The sequence below is a fragment of the Ruegeria sp. D7 genome (assembly GCF_056534355.1).
Genome location: NZ_JBQFPG010000005.1, coordinates 1 through 24,238, shown reverse-complemented (window position 1 = coordinate 24,238; position 24,238 = coordinate 1). Strand labels below are relative to the sequence as shown.

The 24,238-nt window shown below is 58.8% G+C and carries 24 protein-coding genes and 1 tRNA gene; 10 read left to right on the top strand and 15 right to left on the bottom strand.

Annotation, left to right across the window (positions count from 1 at the left end; genetic code table 11):
- Positions 1-3 precede the first annotated feature (3 nt).
- The 3 genes from accC to ACRZ9U_RS09095 form a co-directional block, all read right to left on the bottom strand.
- Positions 4-1,350, bottom strand: a complete 1,347-nt coding sequence (gene accC / locus ACRZ9U_RS09105; protein ID WP_170397180.1) for an acetyl-CoA carboxylase biotin carboxylase subunit — start codon at positions 1,348-1,350, stop codon at positions 4-6.
- A gap of 9 nt (positions 1,351-1,359) precedes the next feature.
- Complete coding sequence (gene accB, locus ACRZ9U_RS09100) at positions 1,360-1,854, bottom strand: acetyl-CoA carboxylase biotin carboxyl carrier protein (RefSeq protein WP_170397178.1); 495 nt, start codon at positions 1,852-1,854, stop codon at positions 1,360-1,362.
- Between the two features lie 149 nt (positions 1,855-2,003).
- Positions 2,004-2,540, bottom strand: a complete 537-nt coding sequence (locus ACRZ9U_RS09095) for a helix-turn-helix domain-containing protein (protein ID WP_170397176.1) — start codon at positions 2,538-2,540, stop codon at positions 2,004-2,006.
- Between the two features lie 176 nt (positions 2,541-2,716).
- Between ACRZ9U_RS09095 and ACRZ9U_RS09090 the strand changes: the two genes are divergently transcribed.
- From ACRZ9U_RS09090 to ACRZ9U_RS09070, 5 genes are all read left to right on the top strand, one after another.
- Positions 2,717-4,012 carry a helix-turn-helix transcriptional regulator gene (locus tag ACRZ9U_RS09090; RefSeq protein WP_170397174.1) on the top strand — a complete coding sequence of 432 codons (1,296 nt, stop codon included), beginning with the start codon at positions 2,717-2,719 and terminating at the stop codon, positions 4,010-4,012.
- A 78-nt stretch (positions 4,013-4,090) separates the two neighbouring features.
- On the top strand, positions 4,091-4,471 hold the full coding sequence (locus ACRZ9U_RS09085; RefSeq protein WP_170397172.1) for a response regulator transcription factor: 381 nt from the start codon (positions 4,091-4,093) through the stop codon (positions 4,469-4,471).
- Positions 4,468-4,788 (top strand): hypothetical protein, encoded by a 321-nt coding sequence (locus tag ACRZ9U_RS09080; RefSeq protein ID WP_170397170.1) that lies wholly within the window; start codon positions 4,468-4,470, stop codon positions 4,786-4,788. Before ACRZ9U_RS09085 ends, ACRZ9U_RS09080 begins: the two co-directional genes overlap by 4 nt.
- Positions 4,776-7,457, top strand: a complete 2,682-nt coding sequence (locus tag ACRZ9U_RS09075; protein ID WP_170397168.1) for an ATP-binding protein — start codon at positions 4,776-4,778, stop codon at positions 7,455-7,457. Before ACRZ9U_RS09080 ends, ACRZ9U_RS09075 begins: the two co-directional genes overlap by 13 nt.
- Positions 7,458-7,534: 77 nt before the next feature.
- Entirely contained in the window at positions 7,535-8,629 is a 1,095-nt protein-coding gene (locus tag ACRZ9U_RS09070; RefSeq protein ID WP_170404156.1) for a flagellar motor switch protein FliM, read from the top strand.
- Positions 8,630-8,634: 5 nt separating this feature from the next.
- On the opposite strand, the gene ACRZ9U_RS09065 is transcribed toward ACRZ9U_RS09070, so the two are convergent.
- The 4 genes from ACRZ9U_RS09065 to ACRZ9U_RS09050 are packed head-to-tail and all read right to left on the bottom strand — an operon-like array spanning position 8,635 to position 10,815.
- Positions 8,635-9,063 (bottom strand): protein tyrosine phosphatase family protein, encoded by a 429-nt coding sequence (locus ACRZ9U_RS09065; protein WP_170397163.1) that lies wholly within the window; start codon positions 9,061-9,063, stop codon positions 8,635-8,637.
- Positions 9,064-9,072: 9 nt separating this feature from the next.
- The gene (locus ACRZ9U_RS09060; protein ID WP_170404153.1) at positions 9,073-9,504 is read right to left on the bottom strand and encodes a DUF6691 family protein; all 432 of its coding nucleotides are present in this window, start codon (positions 9,502-9,504) and stop codon (positions 9,073-9,075) included.
- Positions 9,504-9,932: a YeeE/YedE family protein gene (locus ACRZ9U_RS09055; RefSeq protein WP_170404150.1), complete on the bottom strand. Its 429-nt coding sequence runs from the start codon at positions 9,930-9,932 to the stop codon at positions 9,504-9,506. Before ACRZ9U_RS09055 ends, ACRZ9U_RS09060 begins: the two co-directional genes overlap by 1 nt.
- A 19-nt stretch (positions 9,933-9,951) precedes the next feature.
- Positions 9,952-10,815 (bottom strand): MBL fold metallo-hydrolase, encoded by an 864-nt coding sequence (locus ACRZ9U_RS09050; protein WP_170397158.1) that lies wholly within the window; start codon positions 10,813-10,815, stop codon positions 9,952-9,954.
- Positions 10,816-11,057: 242 nt separating this feature from the next.
- Between ACRZ9U_RS09050 and ACRZ9U_RS09045 the strand changes: the two genes are divergently transcribed.
- Complete coding sequence (locus ACRZ9U_RS09045) at positions 11,058-11,273, top strand: hypothetical protein (RefSeq protein WP_170397156.1); 216 nt, start codon at positions 11,058-11,060, stop codon at positions 11,271-11,273.
- 9 nt (positions 11,274-11,282) lie between these two features.
- Here ACRZ9U_RS09045 and ACRZ9U_RS09040 read toward each other — a convergent pair whose 3' ends face one another.
- On the bottom strand, positions 11,283-11,501 hold the full coding sequence (locus ACRZ9U_RS09040) for a hypothetical protein (RefSeq protein ID WP_170397154.1): 219 nt from the start codon (positions 11,499-11,501) through the stop codon (positions 11,283-11,285).
- A 147-nt stretch (positions 11,502-11,648) separates the two neighbouring features.
- Between ACRZ9U_RS09040 and ACRZ9U_RS09035 the strand changes: the two genes are divergently transcribed.
- Entirely contained in the window at positions 11,649-11,915 is a 267-nt protein-coding gene (locus ACRZ9U_RS09035; protein ID WP_170397751.1) for a DUF2312 domain-containing protein, read from the top strand.
- Between the two features lie 10 nt (positions 11,916-11,925).
- On the opposite strand, the gene ACRZ9U_RS09030 is transcribed toward ACRZ9U_RS09035, so the two are convergent.
- Entirely contained in the window at positions 11,926-12,801 is an 876-nt protein-coding gene (locus tag ACRZ9U_RS09030) for a hypothetical protein (RefSeq protein WP_170404147.1), read from the bottom strand.
- A 179-nt stretch (positions 12,802-12,980) separates the two neighbouring features.
- On the opposite strand from ACRZ9U_RS09030, the gene ACRZ9U_RS09025 reads away from it, so the two are divergent.
- Positions 12,981-13,056 (top strand) — tRNA-Thr (locus ACRZ9U_RS09025).
- Between the two features lie 362 nt (positions 13,057-13,418).
- Entirely contained in the window at positions 13,419-13,661 is a 243-nt protein-coding gene (locus ACRZ9U_RS09020; RefSeq protein WP_170404143.1) for a glycine zipper 2TM domain-containing protein, read from the top strand.
- Between the two features lie 272 nt (positions 13,662-13,933).
- Here the strand turns inward: ACRZ9U_RS09020 and ACRZ9U_RS09015 are convergent, their stop codons facing one another.
- The 6 genes from ACRZ9U_RS09015 to pepN form a co-directional block, all read right to left on the bottom strand.
- Positions 13,934-14,380, bottom strand: coding sequence for a DUF4177 domain-containing protein (locus ACRZ9U_RS09015; protein WP_170404140.1), 447 nt, complete (start codon positions 14,378-14,380; stop codon positions 13,934-13,936).
- A gap of 98 nt (positions 14,381-14,478) precedes the next feature.
- A complete protein-coding gene (gene pepT, locus ACRZ9U_RS09010) occupies positions 14,479-15,717 on the bottom strand; it encodes a peptidase T (RefSeq protein WP_170404137.1) in 1,239 nt (412 codons plus the stop codon).
- A gap of 153 nt (positions 15,718-15,870) precedes the next feature.
- Complete coding sequence (gene gatB, locus ACRZ9U_RS09005; protein WP_170404134.1) at positions 15,871-17,382, bottom strand: Asp-tRNA(Asn)/Glu-tRNA(Gln) amidotransferase subunit GatB; 1,512 nt, start codon at positions 17,380-17,382, stop codon at positions 15,871-15,873.
- A gap of 77 nt (positions 17,383-17,459) precedes the next feature.
- The gene (locus ACRZ9U_RS09000) at positions 17,460-18,719 is read right to left on the bottom strand and encodes a hypothetical protein (protein WP_170404131.1); all 1,260 of its coding nucleotides are present in this window, start codon (positions 18,717-18,719) and stop codon (positions 17,460-17,462) included.
- A 126-nt stretch (positions 18,720-18,845) separates the two neighbouring features.
- Positions 18,846-19,274 carry a hypothetical protein gene (locus ACRZ9U_RS08995; protein WP_170397141.1) on the bottom strand — a complete coding sequence of 143 codons (429 nt, stop codon included), beginning with the start codon at positions 19,272-19,274 and terminating at the stop codon, positions 18,846-18,848.
- A complete protein-coding gene (pepN, locus tag ACRZ9U_RS08990) occupies positions 19,271-21,823 on the bottom strand; it encodes an aminopeptidase N (protein ID WP_170404128.1) in 2,553 nt (850 codons plus the stop codon). The genes ACRZ9U_RS08995 and pepN overlap by 4 nt, the downstream gene beginning before the upstream one ends.
- A 204-nt stretch (positions 21,824-22,027) precedes the next feature.
- Between pepN and ACRZ9U_RS08985 the strand changes: the two genes are divergently transcribed.
- Positions 22,028-24,163, top strand: a complete 2,136-nt coding sequence (locus ACRZ9U_RS08985; RefSeq protein ID WP_170404124.1) for a malate synthase G — start codon at positions 22,028-22,030, stop codon at positions 24,161-24,163.
- Positions 24,164-24,238: the final 75 nt, after the last annotated feature.

Genomic DNA, 24,238 nt, shown 5'->3' with positions numbered 1-24,238 from the left:
AGATTAGGCCATGTTCTCCGCAAGCCAGTGCTCCAGCCAGTGGATGTTGTACTCGCCGCTGTGCAGGTCAGGTTCCTGCAGCAGCGCGTGGAACAGCGGCACGGTGGTGTCGATACCGTCGACGATCAACTCGCCCAAAGCACGTTCCAGACGGGCCAAAGCTTCAGCCCGGTCACGGCCCTGAACGATCAGTTTGGCGATCAACGAGTCGTAATATGGCGGGATCGAATAGCCGTCATAGAGCGCGGAATCCATCCGCACGCCCAGACCACCTGGCGCGTGATAGGCCGTAATCTTGCCCGGGCAGGGCGAGAAGTTCGGCAGTTTTTCCGCGTTGATGCGAACCTCGATGGCGTGGCCATTGATCTCAAGATCGTCCTGACCGAACGACATGTCCTCACCAGCGGCGACGCGGATTTGTTCGCGCACCAGATCGACGCCGAAGATGCCTTCGGTCACGGGGTGTTCCACCTGTAGACGCGTGTTCATCTCGATGAAGTAGAACTCGCCATTTTCATAGAGGAACTCGATGGTGCCTGCGCCGATATAGTTGATCTTGGCGACCGCATCGGCACAGATCTTACCGATCTTGGCGCGTTCTTCCGGCGTGATACTGGGGCCGGGGGCTTCTTCGAACACCTTCTGGTGGCGGCGCTGCAGCGAACAGTCGCGTTCGCCCAAATGCACTGCCTTTCCCTTGCCATCGCCGAAGACCTGAATCTCGATATGGCGCGGGGTTGTCAGATATTTCTCGATATAGACCTCGTCATTGCCAAAGGCGGCCTTGCCCTCGGCGCGTGCGGTCATGAAGGCGCTTTCCATCTCATCGGCGTTTTGTGCCACCTTCATGCCGCGACCGCCGCCACCGGCGGTTGCCTTGATGATGACGGGATAGCCGAACTCTTCACCAATGCGCTTGGCGTCGGCCAGCGTTGGCACACCGCCGTCAGAACCCGGAACGCAAGGTACACCCAGTTCCTTCATCGTGTCCTTGGCGGTGATCTTGTCACCCATGACACGAATATGTTCGGCGGTGGGTCCGATGAAGGTAATGCCGTGATCTTCGACGATCTGCACGAACTCGGCATTCTCGGACAGGAAGCCATAGCCGGGATGGATCGCCTGCGCGCCGGTGATTTCACAGGCCGAGATGATCGCGGGCACGGACAGATAGCTTTGCGGGCTGGGCGGGGGGCCGATGCAGACCGATTCGTCCGCCATGCGCACATGCATCGCATCGCTGTCGGCGGTGGAGTGCACGGCAACCGTCTTGATCCCCATCTCGCGCGCAGCACGGATCACACGCAGGGCGATCTCGCCTCGGTTGGCAATCAGGATTTTGTCGAACATGGGCCCGCCTTACTCAACGATGACCAGAGGCGTGCCGAATTCCACAGCATCACCATCGCCGACTAGAATGCGTTTGATGGTGCCCGACTTGGGTGCGTGGATGTGGTTCATTGTCTTCATGGCTTCGACAATCAATAGCGTGTCACCTTCCGAGACCGATGCACCGACCGAGATAAACGCAGGCGCGCCCGGTTCCGGTTGCATGTAAACCGTGCCTACCATGGGCGAGGTCACAGCGCCTGGATGGCTGGCGGGATCATCCACGGCAGCGGGCGCTTCGGCAGCGGCCGGCGCGGCAGCAGGTGCGGCAACCGGTGCAGCCGCAGGAACCGCAACCTGAACCGGAGCGGCCACGGTCTGCGACATGCGGCTGACACGGACATTCAGGCTGTCTTCCTCGCCATATTCGCGCTTGACCTGCAATTCGGTCAGGTCATTCTCGCGCAGCAGTTCGGCCAGTGCCTTGATAAACGCGACATCCGCTTCGTGTTTGGTATCTGTCATGAGTGTCCTCGAAGGTTCCCCTATGCCCGTCTGTTTGCTGCGGGCTTGGTTTGATTACGCAGGGTTATAAGCCATGCAGACGGCCATGAAAAGCGCCGTCTAAGCCTGCCAAATGGGGGTTTTTGCGCGAATTACGAGGGCTGTCGCGATTACAGCGGCGTTCCGGACAATTTTGCGACCAGTTCTGGTAGCTTGCGGGCTCCGTATTTTTCCAAAAGGCGGGCGCGATAGGCCTCGATCGTGCGGTAACTTAGCCCAAGTTCAACGCCAATTTCCTTCGCGGATAAACCCCGGCATGATAGGATGGCCACTTCGCGTTCGCGGGTTGTCAATTGCACCAAGGGGCGCTCTTCCGAGATGTCCGAGAAGCTCCATATCCCGTGCCGGAACGGATCGTCTGGCGTCAGCGAACGCCCCCGCGCGCGGCACCAGAACAGGTCACCGTCGCGTCGCCGCATCACCCGTTCGTCTGTGTAATAGCCTGTATCGCGCATCACCTGCAGACTACGCGCGCCGATCCGTTCCCAATCGGCGACCGAAGGATAAAGATGCAGCAGGGGCATGTTGCGATAGTCAACCTCATCCCCGCCAAAGGTCCGCGCAAATTGCAGATTGCACCGCCGGATGATCCGGTTCTCAAGCTCAACAAGGCCGATGGGGGCGTATTCAAAGGCGGGATCGCTCATGTTCTTATGGTGACGGGTATTGCGTCGAAAGAGAAGGGTGGGCGGCAGGAAAGGGCGGGTTTCTTTCTCTGGCCGTTGTCAAAGTTGTAAATCTTCTTTGAAAATTAGTCGGCAACAGATAATAAATACTTAGTTAATCTGCAAAACCAGCCGCAGAAGCCAAGGATATAAACGCCATGCGTGACACGCTGACCGGCAGCCGGATACGCGAAAGACGGCAAATCTCTGGGCTGCGACAGGCGGAACTGGCGCGGCAGGTGGGGATTTCGGCATCGTATCTGAACCTGATCGAACACAACCGCCGCCGCATTGGGGGCAAACTGCTCGTCGATATCGCGGCGGCCTTGTCGGTCGAGCCGTCACTGCTGACACAAGGGATCGAAGAGACGCTCATCGCCGCTCTGCGCGAAGCTGCGGCGGATGCAGTCGGTCAAAAGGCCGAGGTGGACGGGCTGGAAGAATTCGCCGGCCGCTTTCCCGGTTGGTCGGGTGTTCTGGCGCAGATGCATCGCCGCGTAGTGTCGCTGGAGCGCACTGTCGAAGTTCTTTCCGACCGACTGACCCATGACCCGCATCTGGCGGCCTCAATGCACGAGGTGCTGTCGACCGCCGCCGCTATCCGCTCAACAGCTGCAATCTTGGCTGAACCGGGAGAGATCGAACCGGAATGGCGCGACCGTTTCCATCGCAACCTGCATCAGGATGCCGAACGACTGGCCGAAAGCTCCAAAGCGCTGGTGACCTATCTGGATGACAGTGACGGGCAGCGCGATCTGCGTGGTATCCCACTGGACGCGGTCGAGGCGTTTTTTGCCGAGCAAGGATATCATTTCCCGGAACTCGAAGCCGGTGGGCAATTGACCGAAGTGCCGCTGGATGGGCTCGATTCCGCTGCGGCCAACACTGTAGCCTCGGGGTTGCTGGACCTTTATGCCGCCGACGCGCGCGCTATGCCGCTGGATCAGGTGTGTGCCGCGCTGGATGCAGCAAACCCCGATCCTCTGGCGTTGGCGACGGTGTTTTCAGTGGACCTTGCTACGGTGCTGCGACGGTTGGCCTTTCTGCCTGAAGGCACGCTGGCGCGTCCGGCTGGCTTGGTGATTTGCGACGCCTCCGGCAGCGTTCTGTTTTTTAAACCCGCGCCGGGGTTTGCTCTGCCGCGCCATGGCGAGGCCTGTCCGCTCTGGCCCTTGTTCACCGCCTTGAATCGGCCCTTGGTCCCGATCCGGAAACGGGTCGTTCAGCTTGGTCGAACCGCTGCTGAGTTTGAGTGTTTTGCAATCGCAACCCCTCAGCCAGCTAAGGAATTCGGGGCCGAGCCGGTCTATCGTTCGGTCATGCTGGTGCTGCCGGTCGAAGACACGGTGCAGCCTGCGGAAAACGCGGCGCAAGCCGGAGCCAGTTGTCGGATATGCCCGAAACGCGAATGCAGCGCGCGGCGCGAGCCATCGATCCTGAGCGAAGGGTTTTGACAGTTTCGTGACACAGCGCTTAATCTGGGCTGGACGGGTGGCCGGACGTGCAATCCGTCATGGGGAGGATATGCAAATATGAGCCGCAAGGTTCTGTTGATCGAGGATGAGCCCAACATCACCGAGGCGATCCGGTTTCTGCTGACACGCGAGGGGTGGCAGGTTGAAACCCATGCCGAGGGAACGGATGCGGTGCAGGTGATTCTGTCCGCGCGGCCCAATCTGGTGATTCTGGATGTGATGTTGCCGGGAAAAAGCGGGATGGATGTGCTGCGTGATCTGCGCGAACATGATGATATGAAGGCGTTGCCGGTTTTGATGCTGACCGCGCGCGGGCAATCCCGCGATCGTGAAATGGCCGAGCAGGCAGGGGTCAGCCGATTCATGACCAAGCCGTTTTCGAATACCGAAGTCCTGACAGCGGTGCGCGACCTACATGCGCAGGCGTCTCAGTTATGAGCTCCGCGGGCGACGGCAAAGATCGGCCCTCGCCAGTTCGTCCGTCCCTGTTTCTGGAACGGCAAAGCTATCGTCGGCGCAGGCTGGCGGATGCAGCGCGGCTGCTGCCGTTTCTAGGTGCCGCAATGCTCGCGCTGCCGCTTCTATGGCCGGATGATAGCGCAGGCGCCGAGGCTCTGTCGCTATCGACGGCCATGTTCTACATCTTTGCGTGCTGGGGTGTTCTGATCCTGATCAGCGTGATCTTCGGCTTCGTCGCCAAACGTATGACCGCGCGCGAGACTGCCGAGCCCGAGGCCGAGACATGGCAACCCTGAATGTCCTGATTCTGGTCTGTCTGGGCTATGTGGTTCTTCTGTTCGGTGTCGCCTTCGCAGCGGACCGGCTGGCTGCGCGTGGCGGCGGGAAATGGTTGCGTTCCCCGCTGATCTACACCCTGTCACTGTCGATCTATTGCACTGCATGGACGTTTTATGGCGCGGTTGGCAACGCCGCGCGTTCTGGGCTTGAATTCGTAACCATCTATCTGGGTCCTACACTGGTGATGATCAGTTGGTGGTGGGGCCTGCGCAAACTCGTGCGCATCGGACGCAGCCAGCGCGTGACGTCGATCGCTGACCTGATCTCGTCACGATACGGCAAGTCCAACACACTGGCGGTCTGCGTGACCATTCTGGCGGTGTTGGGCGGCACGCCTTATATCGCGCTGCAATTGCAGTCGATCACGCTGTCCTTTTCGATCTTTGCCGAGGCCGATCCCTCAGGTCTCTATCGCGAAGGCTCTAGCGTGTTCTGGGTCGCGGCGGGCTTGGCCGTCTTTGCGATCCTCTTCGGGACGCGCAATCTGGATGCCAATGAGCGCCACCACGGCGTTGTTACCGCTATTGCGTTGGAATCTGTGGTGAAACTCTTCGCCCTTCTGGCCGTTGGCATCTTTGTTGTCTGGGGCGTCGCTGGCGGCTTGGGGCCGATGATGGATCAGATCGATGCCTCGGAAATTGGCCAATGGCATGTGGATGCCGGGCGCTGGACCACTTTCATTTTCCTTTCGGCGGCGGCCTTTGTCTGCTTGCCGCGGATGTTTCAGGTCATGGTGGTCGAGAATGACGATGAGAGCCACCTGCGCACCGCCGCCTGGGCCTTTCCGCTCTACCTGCTGCTGATGAGCTTGTTTGTCGTGCCCATCGCCGTCGTTGGGTTGGACCTGATGCCCGAAGGCTCGAACCCCGACCTGTTTGTGCTGACCGTGCCGCTGTCGCAGGGCAATGACTGGTTGGCGATGCTGTCGTTCATCGGCGGGTTTTCCTCGGCCACATCAATGGTGATCGTTACCGCGATGGCGCTGTCAACCATGGTCTCGAACCATGTGGTCATGCCGATCTGGCTGAATACGCAGGAAGGCACCGCGTCGGTCTCTGGTGATGTGCGAACAGTCGTGCTGATGGCGCGGCGCGTCTCGATCGCGGCGATCATGGCGTTGGGCTATTTCTACTTCCAGCTTTCGGGGGGCGGGGCTGCCCTGACCTCGATCGGGCTGGTGGCCTTTGCCGGGATTTCCCAGATTCTGCCCGCACTGGTGGGTGGCCTGTTCTGGCGCGGCGCGACCCGAACTGGGGCGTTGGTCGGGCTCAGCGTCGGGTTCTTTCTCTGGATTTACACACTGCTGCTGCCTGGCATGGGTGGCGGCATTGTCCCGGCATCGGTGATTGAAAACGGACCCTTCGGCTGGGGCTGGCTGCGCCCGCAGGCGTTGTTCGGGATCGAAGGGATCGACCCGATGGTGCATACGGTCATGTGGTCGCTGTCGCTGAATACAATCGCCTTCTGCGTCGCCTCGATGCTCAGCTTCCCCAGCCCGCTGGAACGCCTTCAGGGTGCGCAATTCGTAAATGTATTTGACCATTCGGTTTCGGCCCGTGGCTGGACCGGTTCGGTTGCGCAAAGCGAAGACCTGATGATCATGACCCAGCGGATTCTGGGCACTATTCCCGCGCAAGAGTTCTTTCAAGCCGAAGCCGAGCGCCAGAATGGTCGCCCCGGACGACTGCCCGAGCCCACGCCGCAGTTTCTGGAACGGCTGGAACGCGAACTCAGCGGCTCGGTCGGGGCCGCAACCGCGCATGCGATGATCGGTCAGATCGTTGGCGGGGCGTCTGTGTCTGTCGAAGACCTGTTGGCCGTTGCCGACGAGTCCGCGCAGATGTTGGAATATTCCAGCCAGCTTGAGGCGAAATCGACTGAGCTCAGCCGCACAGCGCGGCAATTGCGCGAGGCGAATGCCAAGCTTACGCAAGTCTCGAAACAGAAAGACGCGTTTCTTAGCCAGGTCAGCCACGAATTGCGCACGCCCATGACCTCGATTCGGGCGTTTTCTGAAATTATGCGCGACACCGATGGCCTCAGTGCCGAGGAACAAATCCGTTATGCTGCGATCATACATGATGAATCGCTGCGTCTGACCCGGCTACTAGATGATCTGCTCGACCTTAGCGTGCTGGAAAGCGGCCAGGTTAGCCTGAACATGGGCGAAGCCACCCTAAGCGAAGTTCTGGACCGCGCCGTTTCAAGCGCGCTGGCGGGCAGTGATCGTAAGATTGGCGTGCGGCGGGTGCGCGCAAGCGAACGTATCCCGCTGCACACGGATCTCGACCGGCTGGGACAGGTGTTCATCAACCTGATTTCCAACGCCCAGAAATATTGCGACGCCATTGAACCGGTACTGACCATCTCGGCCCATGATGTCGGCGGGCAGGTGGTAATCGATTTCATCGACAACGGCGGTGGTATCCCGGCCGAGGCGCAATCGATGGTATTCGAGAAATTTGCCCGCGTCGGCTCGGACAAGGCAGGCGGGGCAGGGTTGGGGCTGGCGATCTGCCGAGAGATTATGCAGCGCCTGGGCGGCGAAGTTGCCTATCTGCCGGGGCAGGGAGGGGCGGCCTTCCGCGTCAGCCTTCCGCTGGCTTTTCGTCAGGCCGCGCAATGAGGGCGTCATAAAGACATTCGTAACCTCCGCCGGGTTAGACAAATTGTCATCGCATCGACAAACGGCGGAACGGGGCCATGACCACATCAGCACTGGCACGAAAGCTTTCAGCGGGGCAATGCGGTGCCGACACGCCCCGCTCGGTCCTGCGCGCCTTGCGGCTGGGGTTGGCACGCGCCTCCGGCGAAAGCATGGGGCTGGCGCTGTCGGTCATCGGGGCAAAGCAGGCCGTACGTGCGCAGGAAGATATAGCCGACCGGCTGAATGAGGGGTGGTTGATGCTGCTGTTTACCTCGGATCAGGGCGGCCTGGCCGCGGCCTGTCTGGACCCGGGTTGCGTCTCTGCCATCGTCCAGCAGCAAACGATTGCCATGGTCACCTCTGACCCACCACCCGAGCGTGCGTTTACCGACACCGACGCTGCCATGGTCGCCCCTCTGATCGAGGATATGCTGAGCCGGGCGCTGAAACTGGTTGAGTCCTCGGCAGACATGGCCAGCCTGTCCGGGTATGAGTTCACCTCACGCGCCGAGGGTCGGCGCGCACTGAACCTGGCGCTGGTGGATGAGGTCTATCGCATGTTTGATCTGACGGTCGAACTTGCCGGTGGTCCGCGTCAGGGCGAGGTCTGTATCCTGCTGCCCGAGCGCCCGCTCTCGGATCAGGAACAGGTTGCGGATATCACCCAATCGGGGGTGAATCTGGATCAGGCATCCGGGGTAATTCGGGCTGAGCTGAACACCGTGATCTGCCGCCTGTCTTTGCCGTTGACAGCGCTTTCGGAATTGTCCGTCGGGGATGTCCTGTCGCTGCAAGGCGCGCGGGTGGATCGGGTTGAAGTTCTGTCAATCGATCGTGCCCGAACCGCCATCGGACGTCTGGGTCAGTGCGGCGGAATGCGTGCGGTACGGATCAACGAACAAGGCCCTCCTACTGCGTTGCCCGCCAAGGACTGCGCCGGATTTCTGGCCAGCAAATCAAGCTTGACGCCCTCGGCCCCGGATGACGAGATGTCGTCCCCGCTTGATGACGATATTGTAGCGCATGATCTGACGACCGAGGATTCCCTCCTGGAACCCGACGACTTGTTGCCTGCCAGTTCCGAACAGCGTGTCACGGAAATCTCGCACCTCGCCGGTCTACCAGCGCCCGAAGGCAATGGCCGCGACTAAGAGGCTTATCCGCGCCCTCGCAGCTGTTCCAATGCCGGGCGTAACCCGTCGAGCGCATAGCCCGCTTTTCCGGTCGCATCGAGGATTTCATCCGTGCTTAGCCGATCGCACTGTCCCAGCGCCCAGACCACCGAACATCGTGTGCCAGAGGCGCAATAGGCCAGAACCGGCCCGCTGCAGCTTTCGGCCAGATCGCGTTGCAGCGCCACGTTTTCCGGTGTCATCGTCTGGTGTGTCAACTCCAGAACCTCATATTCCATCCCGGCCTCGCGAACGGCTTGACCGATGGCGTCTGACTGCTGATCCGGCGGAACTTCGGTATTGGGACGGTTGCAGATCACCTTGACGAAACCGGCCTCGGCAATGGCTGGCACGTCCTCCACCGAGATCTGAGGTGAGACGGCGTAGCGGGGGGTTATCGGTCGAATCTCCATGGCAATTGCTTAGGCTGCGTCGGCGATCCTGTCCAGTTGCGCACCCAGCTTTGGTGCCGCAAACATGCCTGCGATCATCGCAATCAGGAACACAATCCCGCCAACGCCCCCATATCCAAGCGAGGCCATCGCCGGGCCCGGGCACAAACCCGCCAATCCCCAACCGACGCCGAACAGGACCGACCCGACGATCAGACGGCGATCCAGTTCAACACGGGGCGGGGTGGGGAATTGTCCGCCCACAACAGGGACCCTGTTCCGTGTCAATCGCCACGCCACCAGCATCGGCAGGATCGCCCCGCCCATGACAAAGGCGAGCGTCGGGTCCCAATTGCCGAACACATCCAGCCACCCCTGCACCTTGGTGGTGTCGGTCATGCCTGAGATCAAAAGCCCGATGCCGAACAGCGATCCGGCGAGAAAAGCAAACACTGCGCGCATTAGATCACCCCCAAAGCATGGCGAAACAGCGCAACCGTCAGGCCACCTGCAAGGATGTAGAACACCGTTGCGACGATCCCGCGCAACGAGAAGCGAGAAATCCCACAAACGCCGTGACCCGACGTGCAGCCATTGGCGATCCGTGTTCCAGCCCCCACCAGCAGCCCAGCAAGGATCACGATCGCCAGATCCGGGGTCAAATGGGTCTCGGCCTGCGGCGCAATCAATGGGCGCAGCAATAAGGGCATCACGATCAAGCCCGCGACGAAAGCCAGGCGTTCAGTCATTACGCTCCGGTCGCTGCGTTCCAGCAGCCCGCCCAATATGCCGCTCGCCCCCATGATCCGCCCATTACACAGCAGATAAACGCTGGCACCCAGCCCGATCAGCAGACCACCAGCCAGACCCGAAATCCATTCGATATTCATTGTCTCGTCTGCCCTCGTATCAAAGCTTATTGACTGGGATTTTCATGAAAACGTCGCCCTGCTCATCCGCTGGTGGCATCTGACCGGCCCGCATATTGACCTGCAGCGAGGGCAAAATAAGGCGCGGCATCGCCAGGGTCGCATCCCGCGCATCGCGCATCTCGACAAATTCTTCGACGCTGCGGCCCTGACCGATATGAACGTTCAGCGCCTTCTGTTCGCCAACCGTGGTCTCCCACGCGTATTCATCGCGACCAGGCGCTTTGTAATCATGGCCTACAAAAATCCGCGTCTCGTCAGGCAGAGACAGGATTTTCTGGATCGAGGCATAAAGGTCCGCCGATGACCCGCCGGGAAAATCGCATCGGGCAGTTCCGAAATCTGGCATGAACAGCGTATCGCCCACAAAGGCCGCATCGCCGATCACATAGGTCATGCAGGCTGGCGTATGGCCTGGCGTGTGCAAAACGTCCCCGCGCATCTGGCCGATGTGAAAGCTGGACCCTTCGGCAAACAGTGCATCGAACTGGCTGCCATCACGCTGAAACTCGGTGCCTTCGTTGAAGACCTTGCCGAACGTGTCCTGAACGACCACGATATTCTCGCCAATCCCGATCTGACCACCCAGCTTTTCCTGTAGGTAAGGGGCTGCTGACAGGTGGTCGGCATGGACATGGCTTTCCAGAATCCATTCCACCTTCAGTCCCTGTGCCGTCACATAGTCGACAATCTGGTCGGCCGAGCTGGTGTCGGTCCGCCCCGAGGCGTGATCGAAATCCAGTACACTGTCGATGATGGCGCAGGCCTGCCCCTGAGGTTCCTGCACAACGTATGAGACGGTGAAGGTCTGCGGGTCGAAAAAAGCTTTCACACTGGGCGTCATGGGTTCCTCCGTTCAGCTTGCATACATATAACAATAGTGGAATATGTTTAAAGCCCCTAATCACGAGTTGATGTCTGTCAAAGCAATCTCCGCAATTTGAGCGTATGCTTTAGGCGACCACGGACATATTGACGGTTTTTTGCCTGAATAGGCAAGAATTCGCGATGTTTTGTTCCGGTCTCGTGCTCGTCTTAAACTCGTTACCTATATCAGGCACATTGGCACCATATGGGAGGAAGGAAATGACTGCTCAGGATCTTTTTACCGAAGCGGAACGGCTTGAACAAAAGCTGAATGGTGCGTGTCTTGAGACCCGGCTAGAGCTTCAGCCACATGTCAGCATGGTTCTGGATAAAATGCGCGCGCAGGGGGTTCATATCCCATCGCGCTTGCGTCGGCTGGATGCTGCGCTATGCGAAGACGTGCTTGAGGCGCGGTTCGACAATATGCCGATCTGATCGATCTGGTTATCCCAGCGAAATGCCCAGGATAACCATCATCAGCCCAAGTACCGACAGGAAAAGCGACGCCAGATTCCAAGGCAGAACACCCTGAACTGCAGCGCGCAACTCGTCATCCGTCAGGTTGGCTTTGCGCGCTTTCATCACTTGCAGGATGCACCAGACCAGACCGACCAGCCCGGCCACAGACAGGGCGGCCCCGCCCCAGACGATAATGTCGAACATGGTTGTTTACGCTCACCCTTTGAATCCGTGACCGCGCTTATCGGATCGGCGCAGGTCAGACAAGCCCGCCGTGCAGAATGCACGCTTGCGGTCGGGTCGGTGCCGATGTATCCGGCACCTTATTTTCAGCCCTTGGGAGAGACGCAGATGGAAGACATCACCGAAGATCAGGCCGCAGCCAACTACCGAGTGACCGCAGGCGAGCTGCGCCAGTTCGTCGAACGGTTCGAGCGTCTTGAGGCCGAAAAGAAAGATATCGCCGACCAGCAGAAAGAGGTCATGGCCGAGGCCAAGGCCCGCGGCTACGACACCAAGGTCATGCGCAAGGTCGTCGCCCTGCGCAAGCGCGACAAGGACGACATCGCCGAGGAAGAGGCGGTGCTGGAAATGTACAAGGAAGCGCTGGGCATGTAGCGCCAGCCGGCTACGGGTTCAGAAAACGTATATCTGGCATGGTCTGCAGCCGTGCCAGATCCTGCTCATAAAGCTCGGTAAAGGCGGTAACGATATCTTCGTTCCAGCCAGGCAGCTCCACCTCTTCTTCGATTTCATCCGTCAGCGCATGCTGCTGAAACACCTGCGCCAGCCTGCCCCTGAGCACGGGATCATTGGGGGCCGCTTGATGCTCTAACAAGCTCTGAATCTCCTGTTTGCCCATGTCTGAGACAAGTGAGGACAGCAGAGCGTATTCCTGTTCCAGCGGCGTGTCCTCGGGTAGCCCCACTAGCGCGCGCGCGATGTCGCCGCAGATCAGCGGCGAATCCTCGTTGCTCCACAAGGTGATTTTGACATCTGGCGCTAGGTCGCGAATGTCTTCGATCATGGCGAGCCAACTCAGGCAACTCAGATCGGTGGTGGCATTGATATGCTCGCGCTCAGGCGCCGACAGCAGCATCAGCACCTTGGGAATAAAGCTGCCGGGATTACGTAGCCCCACGAATAGCTCAACCGTCGAATCGCTGAACAGATTATCCAGATAGGCCAACCTTTGACCGGCATTCGCGTAAAATTGCCCATCCATGATGATGGAAGGCCGTTCCCCCAGGTAAAGCGCGCTCGACAAGATCGCCCGGTCAACCTGCTGCCCGTTGGGGAACAGTTTATGAAATCGCGCCAGTGTATCCTGATGTGATGGCCGGTCGGCAGAGGGTTTCAGCGCAGGTCGAAAGATCTTTCTGAACGGACGAAGCCCCCAGAAGGCAGTATGATTTCCCGCAACCAGATCCGCATTCGCCTGCAGTAGATTGAGCAGGTGATCATGGTCGGTAAAGTGCGCTCCGGCTTGGATGACCATCTGCATATCGGAATTGTCCTCACCTCGGTCGGGATCGCCGCTTGGGTTACAACCTGTCCCCGGTGCAGTCAAATTCGGATGAGGCCTGATATTACTGTTATCCTAAGGCAAACCAGCACAAAGTTAAGATGACCCGAAATTTCGGGCTTGCAGTCCCTGTTCCGAGATATTAATCGACACCCAGTGCCCCTATAGCTCAGCTGGTAGAGCAACTGATTTGTAATCAGTAGGTCCGCGGTTCGAGTCCGTGTGGGGGCACCATCTCTTCAGATATCTATGTATATTTGCTCGATCTGGCTCGCGACCTATGTGGTTTTGGGGGAATAAAGGGGAACAGAAGATTCAGTAGTCGCGCTTTATTGTGCGTCAAATCTTACTGTGATGCTCCGCGCTCATCGCCCGCTTTCTACAATTAAAACACGGCCGACCAATGTCGGGGTTTACCAGGAACCCGGCACCCGCAACGATCGGAAACCAGCAAATATCGCATAAAGAACTCGACCCTTAGACTTCTTTATTAAGTTTTGATTAATCTCGAATCAAACAGACGCTGATATCTTGTACGCTAGACGCGCCAGAGCCACTTACTCAGATAACTATTTGGTATTTGAGAGGCAATCGAGATGAACAAAGCACTGTTAACCTGTGCGCTTGCGACCTCACTGCTCTTGGCTGCTTGCGGGGCTCCGACGACGCCAACTCAGGCGCAGGTACAGCAAGACGCTCGCTGCGCTGCGGGAATCCTTGGTGGCGCTGCCCTTGGGGGAGTGGTTGGAAATCGGTTCGGTGGCGGTACAGGCAAGACACTCGCGACTGCAGCAGGTGCAGGCGCTGGGATGTATGCAGGGCAATCAGCTTGCAATTGACAACCTTGCAATAATCCCTCTTAGCCCACGCTCGTTTTTGGCTCCGCAAATATTGGTTTCGCAGGTCATGCAGTTGCCCTGTCTGGTGGTTGCGCGCCTAGCTTCCTGGATGTGCCAAATTCAAGGTCAGCTGGCTCAGCAGCAATCCCCTTACCGCGTCGTTTCTCGCCGTTGGAGTTCGCGGGTTGGAACTGAGAAAGCAAAACCGTTATGGGGCAGGGTATAAGGGCCTTGCCCCTTCAAGCGGTATCCTTCGATTGATTGTTATCCAATCACGACTCGGCTGGGCGTGCTTGCTCGGGGCGCACTTCATCATCCGCCACTTCGTCCGAAGGTTTCAAAGACAAGGGCGGGTCTTCGGGCTCTTCCGAGATTGGGGCAGGGGCGGCAGGAGTTTTGGCCAGAACCTCTTCGGGTCCCGGGACTGCGCGCGCGGTTGGGGCGGTGTCCTCTTCGACGGGTTCGGGCTGTTCAGGTTTTTCCAACGCCAGAGCCCGGCGGAAAACCAACACGTTGCGCCAGTTGGTGGTTGACCCGGTCAGCCCCGAACGTTCTTCGCTGGGCAGCAATTCGGCGCGCTGATACTCCCAGCCATCCTGTCCCATCTGGTTCAGCAGTTGCTCGATCGAGGTGGCAAACCGGCCCTCGGGCGTTTTCACGCCCTTCGCCTTGGTGCCCTTTTGCGGAGCGGGGACAACTTTGTATTCGAAGCGCTGCATCAACTGGTCCTGATTGCCGTGTCGGGGCAAATTAACATTTTGACAGGCGGGCGAAAGCCAAGATCACGCATTGGCGAAATTCAGCCCGCACTGTTGCTTTAGCCTCGCGCTGCCTTGCTGACCAGCGACAGGCACGTTTCGGTTGCGACCGCCATGTCCTGAACCGAAATCCATTCCAACGGGCCGTGTATGCATTGCATGCCTGTGAAGATATTAGGTGTCGGTGTGCCAAATTCGGTCAGGCGCGAGCCGTCGGTGCCACCCCGGATCGGCACCGAGACCGGCTCGATCCCTTGTTCACGGCAGGCCTCGCGGGCCAGATCAACTGGCGTCATGTCATTTTCCAGCCAATAGCGCATGTTGCGATACTGATGGGAGATGTCGCAGGTGATGGTCGCACGCGGCTCGGTGGCCTGTACGGCGGCGCAGACTTGTCGGACGATCTCGCGCTGGGCTTCCAGCGCATCCATCTCGAAATCGCGCAGGATCAGTTTTATCTCCATCTCGGACGAGCCGCCGTTCATATCGGTGACATGGATGAACCCCTGGCGCCCATCCGTCACCTCGGGCGTCATCGTTGCCTGAGGTAGGGTCTGCACGATCTTTGCAGCCAGATGCGCCGCGTTTACCATTTTGTCCTTGGCCAGTCCGGGGTGGATCGAAACACCGGTGATCTTGATCACCGCGCGGTCTGCTGAGAAGCTTTCGTATTCGATTTCACCCAGTTCCTGTCCGTCCAGCGTATAGGCGAAATCCGCGCCCAGATCTTTGGGCAGCTGTTCGGTAACACCGCGCCCGATCTCTTCATCCGGGGTAAAGGCGATACGAATCGGACCATGGTGCACGTCCTTGTTCTCCAGCAGGTATCGCGCCATCGTCATCAGGATCGAAACGCCCGCCTTGTCATCAGCCCCCAGTAGCGTGGTGCCTGAGGCGGTTATCAGGTCATGCCCGATCTTCTCGGCCAGATAGGGGTGTTCTTCGGGCGAAAGCACCAGATCGGGGTCATCGGGGAATGTAATCTCGCCGCCATTATACCCCTTGATCACCCGCGGCTTGACCCCGGTTGCGTTGAACTGAGGCGCGGTGTCGACATGCGCCAGAAACCCGATGGTCGGCCCTTCGGCCGTACCGGGGATGGTTGCCACCACGACGCTGTCACCAGTCATCTCAACATCCTGCGCACCGATTTCGGTAAGCTCTTGCTTCAGCAGGTTCAGCATGTCGAACTGGATTTCGGTGCTGGGGGTCGATGGCGAGGTCTCATCGCTCTGGCTGTCGATGGCGGCATAGCGCACCAGCCGGGTTTCCAGTTCCTGATCGAAACGATTTTTCATTGATGCTCACCTCTCTGACTTGGCGAGATGAGAATGCGCATTCGGGCAGGGAGTCAAGCCGATGGCTTGCCCGATTTGAGCACTCTGAAATTAAGTTTTCGTTATGTACAAGTCGAACAAACCCCTGTCCGGGGTTTGTACAACTCGGAAGATTTACGAACCCAGCTTCTTGCTGACCAATTCGTTAACGGCCTTCGGGTTGGCCTTGCCGCCGGTGGCCTTCATCACCTGACCGACGAACCATCCGGCCAGTTTCGGGTTCACCTTGGCCTTCTCAACCTGCGCCGGATTGGCGGCGATGATCTCGTCCAAAGCGGCCTCAATCGCGCCGGTATCTGTCACCTGTTTCATGCCGCGGTCTTCAACGATCTGCGCCGGGTCACCGCCTTCGGTATAGACGATTTCGAACAGATCCTTGGCGATCTTGCCCGAGATGGCATCCGACGAAATCAGATCAATGATACCCGCCAACTGAGCCGGAGACACCGGAGACTCGGTGATGTCGTGGTCTTCTTTTTTTAGGCGACCAAACAGTTCGTTGATGACCCAGTTCGCGGCCAGCTTGCCGCTGCGCCCCTTGGCGACCTCTTCGAAATAAGCAGCCGATTCCACCTCGGCGGTCAGCACCGATGCGTCATAGTCGGTCAGGCCGAACGCACTGATAAAACGAGCTTTTTTATCGTCTGGCAGCTCGGGTAGATTGGCGGCGATGTCATCCACCCACGCCTGTTCGATCTCCAGCGGCAGCAGATCAGGGTCCGGGAAGTAGCGATAATCATGCGCCTCTTCCTTCGACCGCATCGAGCGTGTCTCGCCCTTGTCCGGGTCGTACAGACGGGTTTCCTGATCGATGGTACCGCCGCCTTCGACGATGGCAATCTGACGGCGGGCTTCGACCTCGATCGCTTGCTGGATAAAGCGCATTGAGTTCATGTTCTTGATCTCGCAGCGTGTGCCCAGATGCGAAAAGTCCTGTGTTTCCTGATACTTCTCGTAAGCACCCGGCAAACAGATCGAGACGTTTACGTCTGCCCGCAGGTTGCCGTTCTGCATGTTACCGTCGCAGGTGCCCAGATAGCGCATGATCTGACGCAACTTGGCGATGTAAGCCGCGGCCTCTTCTGGTCCACGAATATCGGGGCGCGAAACGATCTCCATCAGGCAGACGCCGGTCCGGTTCAGGTCGACAAAGGACATATGCGGATCCATGTCGTGGATCGATTTGCCCGCGTCTTGCTCCATGTGGATGCGTTCGATGCGGACCATGCGCGCGGTACCGTCGCCCATCTCAACCAGCACTTCACCTTCACCCACAATAGGCTGATAAAGCTGGGAAATTTGGTAGCCCTGCGGCAGGTCGGGGTAGAAATAGTTCTTGCGGTCAAAGGCCGATTTCAGGTTGATATCCGCTTTCAGACCCAGCCCGGTGCGCACGGCCTGTTCAACGCAATACTCGTTGATCACCGGCAGCATCCCCGGCATTGCGGCGTCCACAAACGCCACGTTCGAATTCGGCTCGGCCCCGAATTGGGTCGACGCGCCCGAGAATAGTTTGGCGTTGGACGAGACCTGAGCGTGCACCTCCATCCCGATCACCAGTTCCCAATCGTGCTTGGCCCCGGCAATGGTTTTGGGTTTGGGCATTTCGTATGTCAGGTCGAGCATGGCGCGCCTCATTTCCGCAGAAGTCTAAGCCTGCGTATTAGGCCCGGCGCGCCAAAGGGGCAAGGGGCAATGGCGCTTTAGTTCCCCGAGAACTGCAGCCCTGACGGTGTAAAGGTCACACTCTGCCCACTGCGCAACTCATCCCGCAACAGATTGGCGATTGCCTTCAGCGCATCGCGGCGGCCACGGGCGGCAAAACGCTCGGCCGAGTTTACGCGAAGGCTGTTGTTGAACCCGTTTGCCGCGTGGGCCCAGATCAGCGGATGCAGTTCGGTCATGTGATCGCGGATCAGCCAGTTTGCGGCCTCGCAAATCTGTTTGCGGGCGATATCGGCGCGCGGGTTCTGGCCCATTCTGTTCTGCAATGTGACCGAGCAATAGGCCGCCAGCAGGTTGATTGTCTGCTGATCCGGACGACGTGCAACGATATCGCGCAAACCTTCAAGGAAGTACTCGACATCTACCCGCGCGCAGGCCTCGTCATCCAGCGCGATGGCGTCGAATTGCACCCAGGTATACCCACCCGCACCCCAATTTTTCTGGGTCCGTGCGGCGTTTCGCAAGGCTTGCACCTCAAGCTGTTCATAGCTGCCGAACCAGCGTGGCAGCAGGTGGCTGCCCATCGCGCGCATGTGGCGATGGTTCTGGGGATCCAGCGTGATCAGGGCCTCGTATTTATCAGCAACGCGGGTGCGCGGATCAATGTGTCCTGCCAGCAAGGCGCAATCCGCTGCAGCAATCGCCGGACTGTCGGGCAGCGCAGCGCGGCATTTCGGAAGCAGCGCAGCAGCCCGGTCGAAATGCGCGGCACAACGGGATTGGTGCAGCGCCGGCAGCGTGTCCGGGTGCGCCGTCCCGCGCCAGGCCCACGCCAAATCGATATGGGCCAAGGCAACCACAAGCGTGATCATCGGATCATCGGGATGGTTCTGAATCTCGCCTTCCAATTCCGAGATCCCGCCCAGCAGATCATAGTCTGACAGTGCTTTGCCGTCCGACAGCGCGTGCTCGGCCGCCAAAACCACATCGGACCGGGCCCCAAATGCCAACAGCTCGGAGATCGGCTGCCCGCAAGGGGTAGCCTTGCGCCCCTCATCTGCAGCGCGCATCTCCAGCGACAGTTCTGCCCACATATCCTGCCGCGCCAGATGGCGGCCACGTTCGATCACCTGATGCCCGATCGCATCATTTTCATCTGATTCTGCGATTGGGATATTCAACTGCCCCGAGGCGACAAGCCATGCAGTAGCATCGGCGACGGACGCAGGCAGAGGTGTAGGGGTGGGATCAGAAGAACCGACAATACGGGCGGCAAAAGCCTTCAAAGACCAAAACATGGCAAAACTCGAACTGGAACAAACTTGTAACCCGTCCAGTTTGCCAAAAAATCTGCTCAAATCAAGACTGCGTCGCGGAGAGCCCGTGATTCAGGTGCCAATGTGGCCCAGACTCCATGAATCGTTTCAGAAAACTCTAAAATGATGTCGTTCGACCGCGAATCCCGCCTGATTCAGGACCATTTCGAATTGCTTGTGTGGTGGCAGTGATTCATCGGGTAAACGCACGCGTTTGTCGGATTTCAGAACCGCTGAGACGCGCACCGAGAAATCCCACCGCGTGTCAAACCGGAATCGATCCACCTCGGACAGCTTGAGTTGTCCCTGACGTTGGCCGGTGTGCCAACGCAGGGTTTCATCGGTCAGCTCCATACCTGCGCTGGTGTCCTTGATGACATCCCACAGCGCGGGCAGGGTAGTCAGGGCCAGAAGCGCCATCAGCCACCAGACCGCGTTCAGCAGGATCATCAAAGCGATCAACATCGCGTAAACGCCGATCAGGATCAGAACCGTTCGCTGATTTCGGTTCTGTCGAGTGAACGTAAACGCGGTCATGCGCCCAAGATGCGCGTGACCATTTCGGTCGTGTCCCGGGACAGGTTCGGCGTGCCGGCAATGCGATTCAGTTGTGCAAGTATTAAGGCCTGACGGTCGGCGTCATAGCGTTTCCAAGTTTGGAACACGCTGCACATCCTGGCGGTGGTCTGCGGGTTTACTGGATCAAGTCGGATCAACCAGTCTGCCAGCAGCGCGTAACCTGCTCCGTTCGCTTGGTGGAAGCCTGCGTGGTTGCCTGCCAGGGATCCCATCAAGGCGCGGAAACGATTTGGGTTCTTCCAATTGAAATCAGCATGCTCGGTCAACCTGCGCGCGGTCTCAACCGATTTTTCCGGTCCGGTCATCAAGACCTGCATGGCGAACCACTTGTCCATGACCAGCCGGTCATGCTGCCATTGATCATAGAAGGCGGCCAGCTCACGTTCGCCTTTGCCCGCGCGTAGCAGACAAGACAACGCGGCCAACTGTAGGGTCATGTTGTCAGCACGTGCATATTGCTCTGCGGCCTTGGCACCTCCATCCAGTCTCGAGGTCAGCGCAAGCGCCGCGCTGCCCAAGGCGCGTTTGCCTGATTGTTCAGCGTCCGGCTGATAAGGCGCGTCCACCAGCGTTTCACTGTTCAGACGGGGGAGCAGGTCTTGAACGTGTTGCGCCGTGGCTTGACGCAAAGTCTCCACCGCTCGCCAGATCGCCATCGGGTCGGGGGTGATGCCCTTGTCAAATAGTGTTGCGGCCAGTTCCGATTGCGTCGGCAGACCCAGCATCAGTGCCCGGTAGGCCGGGTCCAGCGCCTCATTCCGTAGCACTGCCAGCAAGCCGTCAAGGTAGTCGGTATCAGGCGTTGCCTCATCGGTGATCATGCGCAGCAGGGTGTCCTCGGCTAGCGACCGCCCTGCCTGCCAGCGGTTGAACGGGTCGGTGTCATGAGCCAGAAGGAAGGCGCGTTCGGCATTGCTGATCTCATGTTCAAGGATCACAGGGGCCGAGAAATCACGCAGGATCGAGGGCACAGGTTTGGCCGCGAGACCGGTAAAGGTAAAACTCTGCTCGGCTTCGGTCAGTTCCAGCACTTCGGTCGTACGTATCTCGTCCCCGTTCGGGCCAAGCAGACCCACAGCGATAGGGATGACCTGAGGTTGCTTGTCTTCTTGCCCCGGCGTCGGCTCGGTCCGTTGGCGCAGCGTCAGGGTATAGGTGCCATCGGTCCAATCGTCGGCAACTGAGACACGGGGGGTACCGGATTGGCTGTACCAACGTTTGAACTGGGTCAGGTCGCGGCCCGTAGTGTCTTCGAATACTTTCAGCCAATCTTCGATCGTGCAGGCCTGCCCGTCGTGGCGATCGAAGTACAGGTCCAGTGCTTTGCTGTAGGCCTCATCCCCGACCAGCCGTTTCAGCATCCCGATCACCTCGGCGCCTTTTTCATAGACGGTTGAGGTGTAGAAGTTGTTGATTTCCTGAAAACTCTCGGGCCGGACCGGGTGTGAAAGTGGCCCGTTATCTTCGGGGAATTGCCGCGCGCGCAGGTCGATGGCATCATGGATACGTTTCACAGGAGCCGAGCGCATATCCGAAGTGAACTGCGCGTCGCGGAACACAGTCAGGCCCTCTTTCAGGCACAGCTGGAACCAGTCACGGCAAGTGATGCGGTTGCCGGTCCAGTTGTGGAAGTACTCATGTGCGATGATCGCCTCGATCCGTTCGAAATTCATGTCGGTCGAGGTTTCAGGGCTGGCAAGAACGGCGGAGGAGTTGAAGATGTTCAGCCCCTTGTTCTCCATTGCGCCCATGTTGAAATCGTCCACGGCCACGATGTTGAACACGTCCAGATCGTATTCGCGGCCATAGACATCCTCATCCCATTTCATTGACTTCTTAAGGGCTTCCATGCCAAAGGCGCATTTGCCTTCATCGCCGGGGCGGACCCAGAGATTTAGTTCGACGTCGCGACCGGATTTGGTGGTGAACTGGCCGGGATGGGCGATCAGCTCTCCGGCGACCAGCGCGAACAGATAGGCGGGTTTTGGCCATGGATCGACCCATTCAGCCCAGCCCTCGCCTTTGCCCGAAGGGTTGCCGTTCGATAGCAGCACGGGAAGGTCGCCATTGATGCGCACCGTAAAGGTAGACATCACATCCGGGCGGTCGGGGTAATAGGTGATCTTGCGAAACCCTTCGGCCTCGCATTGGGTGCAATACATGCCGTTCGACATATACAGCCCCTCAAGCGCGGTGTTATTGCCGGGATCGATCTCGACCACGGCCTCCCACACGAAAGGCGCGTCTGGAACCGGTGCGGTGAGGCCTTCGGTGGTCACCTCAGGCGTGATCACGTCGCCATCAATTGCAGCACGGATCAGCTTTAGCTCTTCGCCATGCAGAAAAAACGTGCGGTCGGTCGCTTCGGGGTTCGGGCGGAAGGCGATGCGGGAAGTGACGCGAGTGGCGTGTGCGGCCAGATCGAAGGTCAGATGCACACTGTCCACTAGAAACCCGAACGGAGTGTAGTCTTTCAGATAAATCGTTGTGGGGGCGGCGTCGCGCATCGGGGGCCTCATCGACTGGGAATCTGGCGCGACGTTATGGGCTTCGCGCGGACGCTGCAACCGATGTGCCATTGCCGCTGTTCATTTGAGACGGTTCGCGCTGGGTCAAATGCCCCTCATGTCGGGACAGAAGTTGCCTATCGGAAACGAACGCCCTAATTGAGGAGCGCATACAATGGCACACAATCGTAGGGGATTCGGAATATGAGCAGCAGAGAGACCCGCAACGGGCTGCAGATTGACCCGGTTCTGGTGGATTTCATCGAACAGAAGGCGCTGCCGGGCACGGAAGTTTCGGCAATTGATTTCTGGGCGGGTCTGGCGCTCTTGGCCAATGAGCTTGGGCCGAAAAACCGTGCGCTGCTGGACAAGCGGGCTGACATTCAGGGCCGGATCGATGGCTGGCACGCGGCGCGGCGGGGGTTGCCCATTGACGCGGCTGAATATCAGTCTTTTCTGCGTGAGATTGGGTATCTGGTAGAGGAAGGCGACGATTTCGAGATCGAGACAGCCAATGTCGACCCTGAAATCGCGCTAATCCCCGGACCGCAATTGGTAGTGCCGATCACCAACGCGCGCTTTGCGTTGAATGCCGCAAATGCGCGCTGGGGCAGTTTATATGATGCGCTTTATGGAACAGATGCGTTAGGCGATCTGCCGACAGGCAAGGCTTCTGACGCCGGGCGCGGTGCGCGGGTCATCGCCTGGGCCAAGGCGTTCTTAGATAAAGCTGTGCCGCTGTCCGACGGGTCCTGGGCGGAGGTCTCCGGGTTAAGCGTTAAGGACGGTGCGCTGATGCCGAAGCTCGCCGACCCGTCTCAGTTCGCAGGCTACGCTGGCGCAGCTGAAGCACCGGAGTTTGTACTGCTGCGCAACAACGGGTTGCACATTCAAGTCAAGATTGATGCGCATAGCACAATTGGCGCCACCGATCCTGCAGGTATTTCTGATGTCCGTTTGGAATCCGCGCTTTCGACCATCATGGATTGCGAGGATTCTGTTGCTTGTGTCGACGCGACCGACAAGGTGTTGGCCTATGGAAACTGGCTTGGCTTGATGGCCGGCAACCTGACCGAAGAGGTTACGAAAGGCGGCACAACCTTCACGCGCAAGCTTGCTGGGGATTTGGCCTACATGGCTCCGAATGGCACGCCAGCCACTCTGAAAGGTCGGTCGCTGATGCTGGTGCGAAATGTGGGCCATCTAATGACGAACCCCGCAGTGCTGGATGCCGAAGGGCGCGAGATTGGTGAAGGTTTGATGGACGCGCTCTGCACAACGCTGATCGCCATGCATGACCTGAAGCGCGAGGGCGGGAACTCGGTCAAGGGGTCGGTCTATGTGGTCAAACCCAAGATGCACGGGCCCGAGGAGGTGGCGTTTTCGGTCGAGATTTTCGACATGGTCGAGGACATCCTGGGCCTGCCGCGCAATACGGTGAAGCTGGGCATTATGGATGAAGAGCGGCGCACATCGGCCAACCTCAAGGAATGCATCCGGGCCGCAAAATCGCGCGTGGCCTTTATCAATACCGGATTCCTGGATCGGACGGGGGATGAGATTCATACTTCTATGGAAGCAGGCCCGATGCTGCCGAAGGGCGATATCAAGGATACGCCATGGATTGCGTCTTACGAGGATCGCAATGTGGATATCGGACTGGTCTGCGGCCTGAAAGGCAGAGCGCAAATTGGCAAGGGTATGTGGGCCATGCCCGATCGGATGGCGGACATGCTGGCGACCAAGATCGGCCACCCGCAATCCGGTGCAACCTGCGCCTGGGTGCCGTCACCTACTGCGGCAACGCTTCATGCAACCCACTATCACAAGATCGATGTGTTGGCGCGCCAGGATGAATTGGCTGCTGATGGGGCTCGTGGTACGTTGAATGATCTGCTGACCATACCTCTGCTGGGCGGTCGTAATCTCAGCGCTGGTGAGATCACCCGTGAGATCGAAAACAACGCACAAGGAATCTTGGGTTATGTTGTGCGCTGGATTGATCAGGGTGTTGGCTGCTCGAAAGTTCCGGATATCAACGACATAGGACTGATGGAGGACCGCGCGACCTGTCGGATTTCTTCGCAGGCGCTGGCCAACTGGTTGCATCACGATGTGGTCAGTCAGGAACAGGTGATGGCGGCGATGCAGAAAATGGCCGCGGTAGTGGACCGTCAGAACGAAGGAGACCCGGCCTACAGGCCCATGGCACCGGGTTTTGACGGGGTGGCGTTTCAGGCGGCTTGTGATCTGGTGTTCCGGGGGCGGGTGCAGCCCTCGGGTTATACCGAGCCTGTGCTGCACGCCCGTCGCCTGGAACTGAAGGCAAGTTTGAGTTAGGGGCAACGGCAGGTACACCAGGACGGTGCTCCCCCTCCCTCTCCCCCCACAGCAATATTTGGTTTGAGAAAAAAA

What these genes read in the sequence shown, in the direction of transcription:
- accC (WP_170397180.1), bottom strand. Translation starts at nt 1,350, where the DNA reads ATGTTCGACAAAATCCTGATTGCCAACCGAGGCGAGATCGCCCTGCGT.
- accB (WP_170397178.1), bottom strand. Translation starts at nt 1,854, where the DNA reads ATGACAGATACCAAACACGAAGCGGATGTCGCGTTTATCAAGGCACTG.
- ACRZ9U_RS09095 (WP_170397176.1), bottom strand. Translation starts at nt 2,540, where the DNA reads ATGAGCGATCCCGCCTTTGAATACGCCCCCATCGGCCTTGTTGAGCTT.
- ACRZ9U_RS09090 (WP_170397174.1), top strand. Translation starts at nt 2,717, where the DNA reads ATGCGTGACACGCTGACCGGCAGCCGGATACGCGAAAGACGGCAAATC.
- ACRZ9U_RS09085 (WP_170397172.1), top strand. Translation starts at nt 4,091, where the DNA reads ATGAGCCGCAAGGTTCTGTTGATCGAGGATGAGCCCAACATCACCGAG.
- ACRZ9U_RS09080 (WP_170397170.1), top strand. Translation starts at nt 4,468, where the DNA reads ATGAGCTCCGCGGGCGACGGCAAAGATCGGCCCTCGCCAGTTCGTCCG.
- ACRZ9U_RS09075 (WP_170397168.1), top strand. Translation starts at nt 4,776, where the DNA reads ATGGCAACCCTGAATGTCCTGATTCTGGTCTGTCTGGGCTATGTGGTT.
- ACRZ9U_RS09070 (WP_170404156.1), top strand. Translation starts at nt 7,535, where the DNA reads ATGACCACATCAGCACTGGCACGAAAGCTTTCAGCGGGGCAATGCGGT.
- ACRZ9U_RS09065 (WP_170397163.1), bottom strand. Translation starts at nt 9,063, where the DNA reads ATGGAGATTCGACCGATAACCCCCCGCTACGCCGTCTCACCTCAGATC.
- ACRZ9U_RS09060 (WP_170404153.1), bottom strand. Translation starts at nt 9,504, where the DNA reads ATGCGCGCAGTGTTTGCTTTTCTCGCCGGATCGCTGTTCGGCATCGGG.
- ACRZ9U_RS09055 (WP_170404150.1), bottom strand. Translation starts at nt 9,932, where the DNA reads ATGAATATCGAATGGATTTCGGGTCTGGCTGGTGGTCTGCTGATCGGG.
- ACRZ9U_RS09050 (WP_170397158.1), bottom strand. Translation starts at nt 10,815, where the DNA reads ATGACGCCCAGTGTGAAAGCTTTTTTCGACCCGCAGACCTTCACCGTC.
- ACRZ9U_RS09045 (WP_170397156.1), top strand. Translation starts at nt 11,058, where the DNA reads ATGACTGCTCAGGATCTTTTTACCGAAGCGGAACGGCTTGAACAAAAG.
- ACRZ9U_RS09040 (WP_170397154.1), bottom strand. Translation starts at nt 11,501, where the DNA reads ATGTTCGACATTATCGTCTGGGGCGGGGCCGCCCTGTCTGTGGCCGGG.
- ACRZ9U_RS09035 (WP_170397751.1), top strand. Translation starts at nt 11,649, where the DNA reads ATGGAAGACATCACCGAAGATCAGGCCGCAGCCAACTACCGAGTGACC.
- ACRZ9U_RS09030 (WP_170404147.1), bottom strand. Translation starts at nt 12,801, where the DNA reads ATGCAGATGGTCATCCAAGCCGGAGCGCACTTTACCGACCATGATCAC.
- ACRZ9U_RS09020 (WP_170404143.1), top strand. Translation starts at nt 13,419, where the DNA reads ATGAACAAAGCACTGTTAACCTGTGCGCTTGCGACCTCACTGCTCTTG.
- ACRZ9U_RS09015 (WP_170404140.1), bottom strand. Translation starts at nt 14,380, where the DNA reads ATGCAGCGCTTCGAATACAAAGTTGTCCCCGCTCCGCAAAAGGGCACC.
- pepT (WP_170404137.1), bottom strand. Translation starts at nt 15,717, where the DNA reads ATGAAAAATCGTTTCGATCAGGAACTGGAAACCCGGCTGGTGCGCTAT.
- gatB (WP_170404134.1), bottom strand. Translation starts at nt 17,382, where the DNA reads ATGCTCGACCTGACATACGAAATGCCCAAACCCAAAACCATTGCCGGG.
- ACRZ9U_RS09000 (WP_170404131.1), bottom strand. Translation starts at nt 18,719, where the DNA reads ATGTTTTGGTCTTTGAAGGCTTTTGCCGCCCGTATTGTCGGTTCTTCT.
- ACRZ9U_RS08995 (WP_170397141.1), bottom strand. Translation starts at nt 19,274, where the DNA reads ATGACCGCGTTTACGTTCACTCGACAGAACCGAAATCAGCGAACGGTT.
- pepN (WP_170404128.1), bottom strand. Translation starts at nt 21,823, where the DNA reads ATGCGCGACGCCGCCCCCACAACGATTTATCTGAAAGACTACACTCCG.
- ACRZ9U_RS08985 (WP_170404124.1), top strand. Translation starts at nt 22,028, where the DNA reads ATGAGCAGCAGAGAGACCCGCAACGGGCTGCAGATTGACCCGGTTCTG.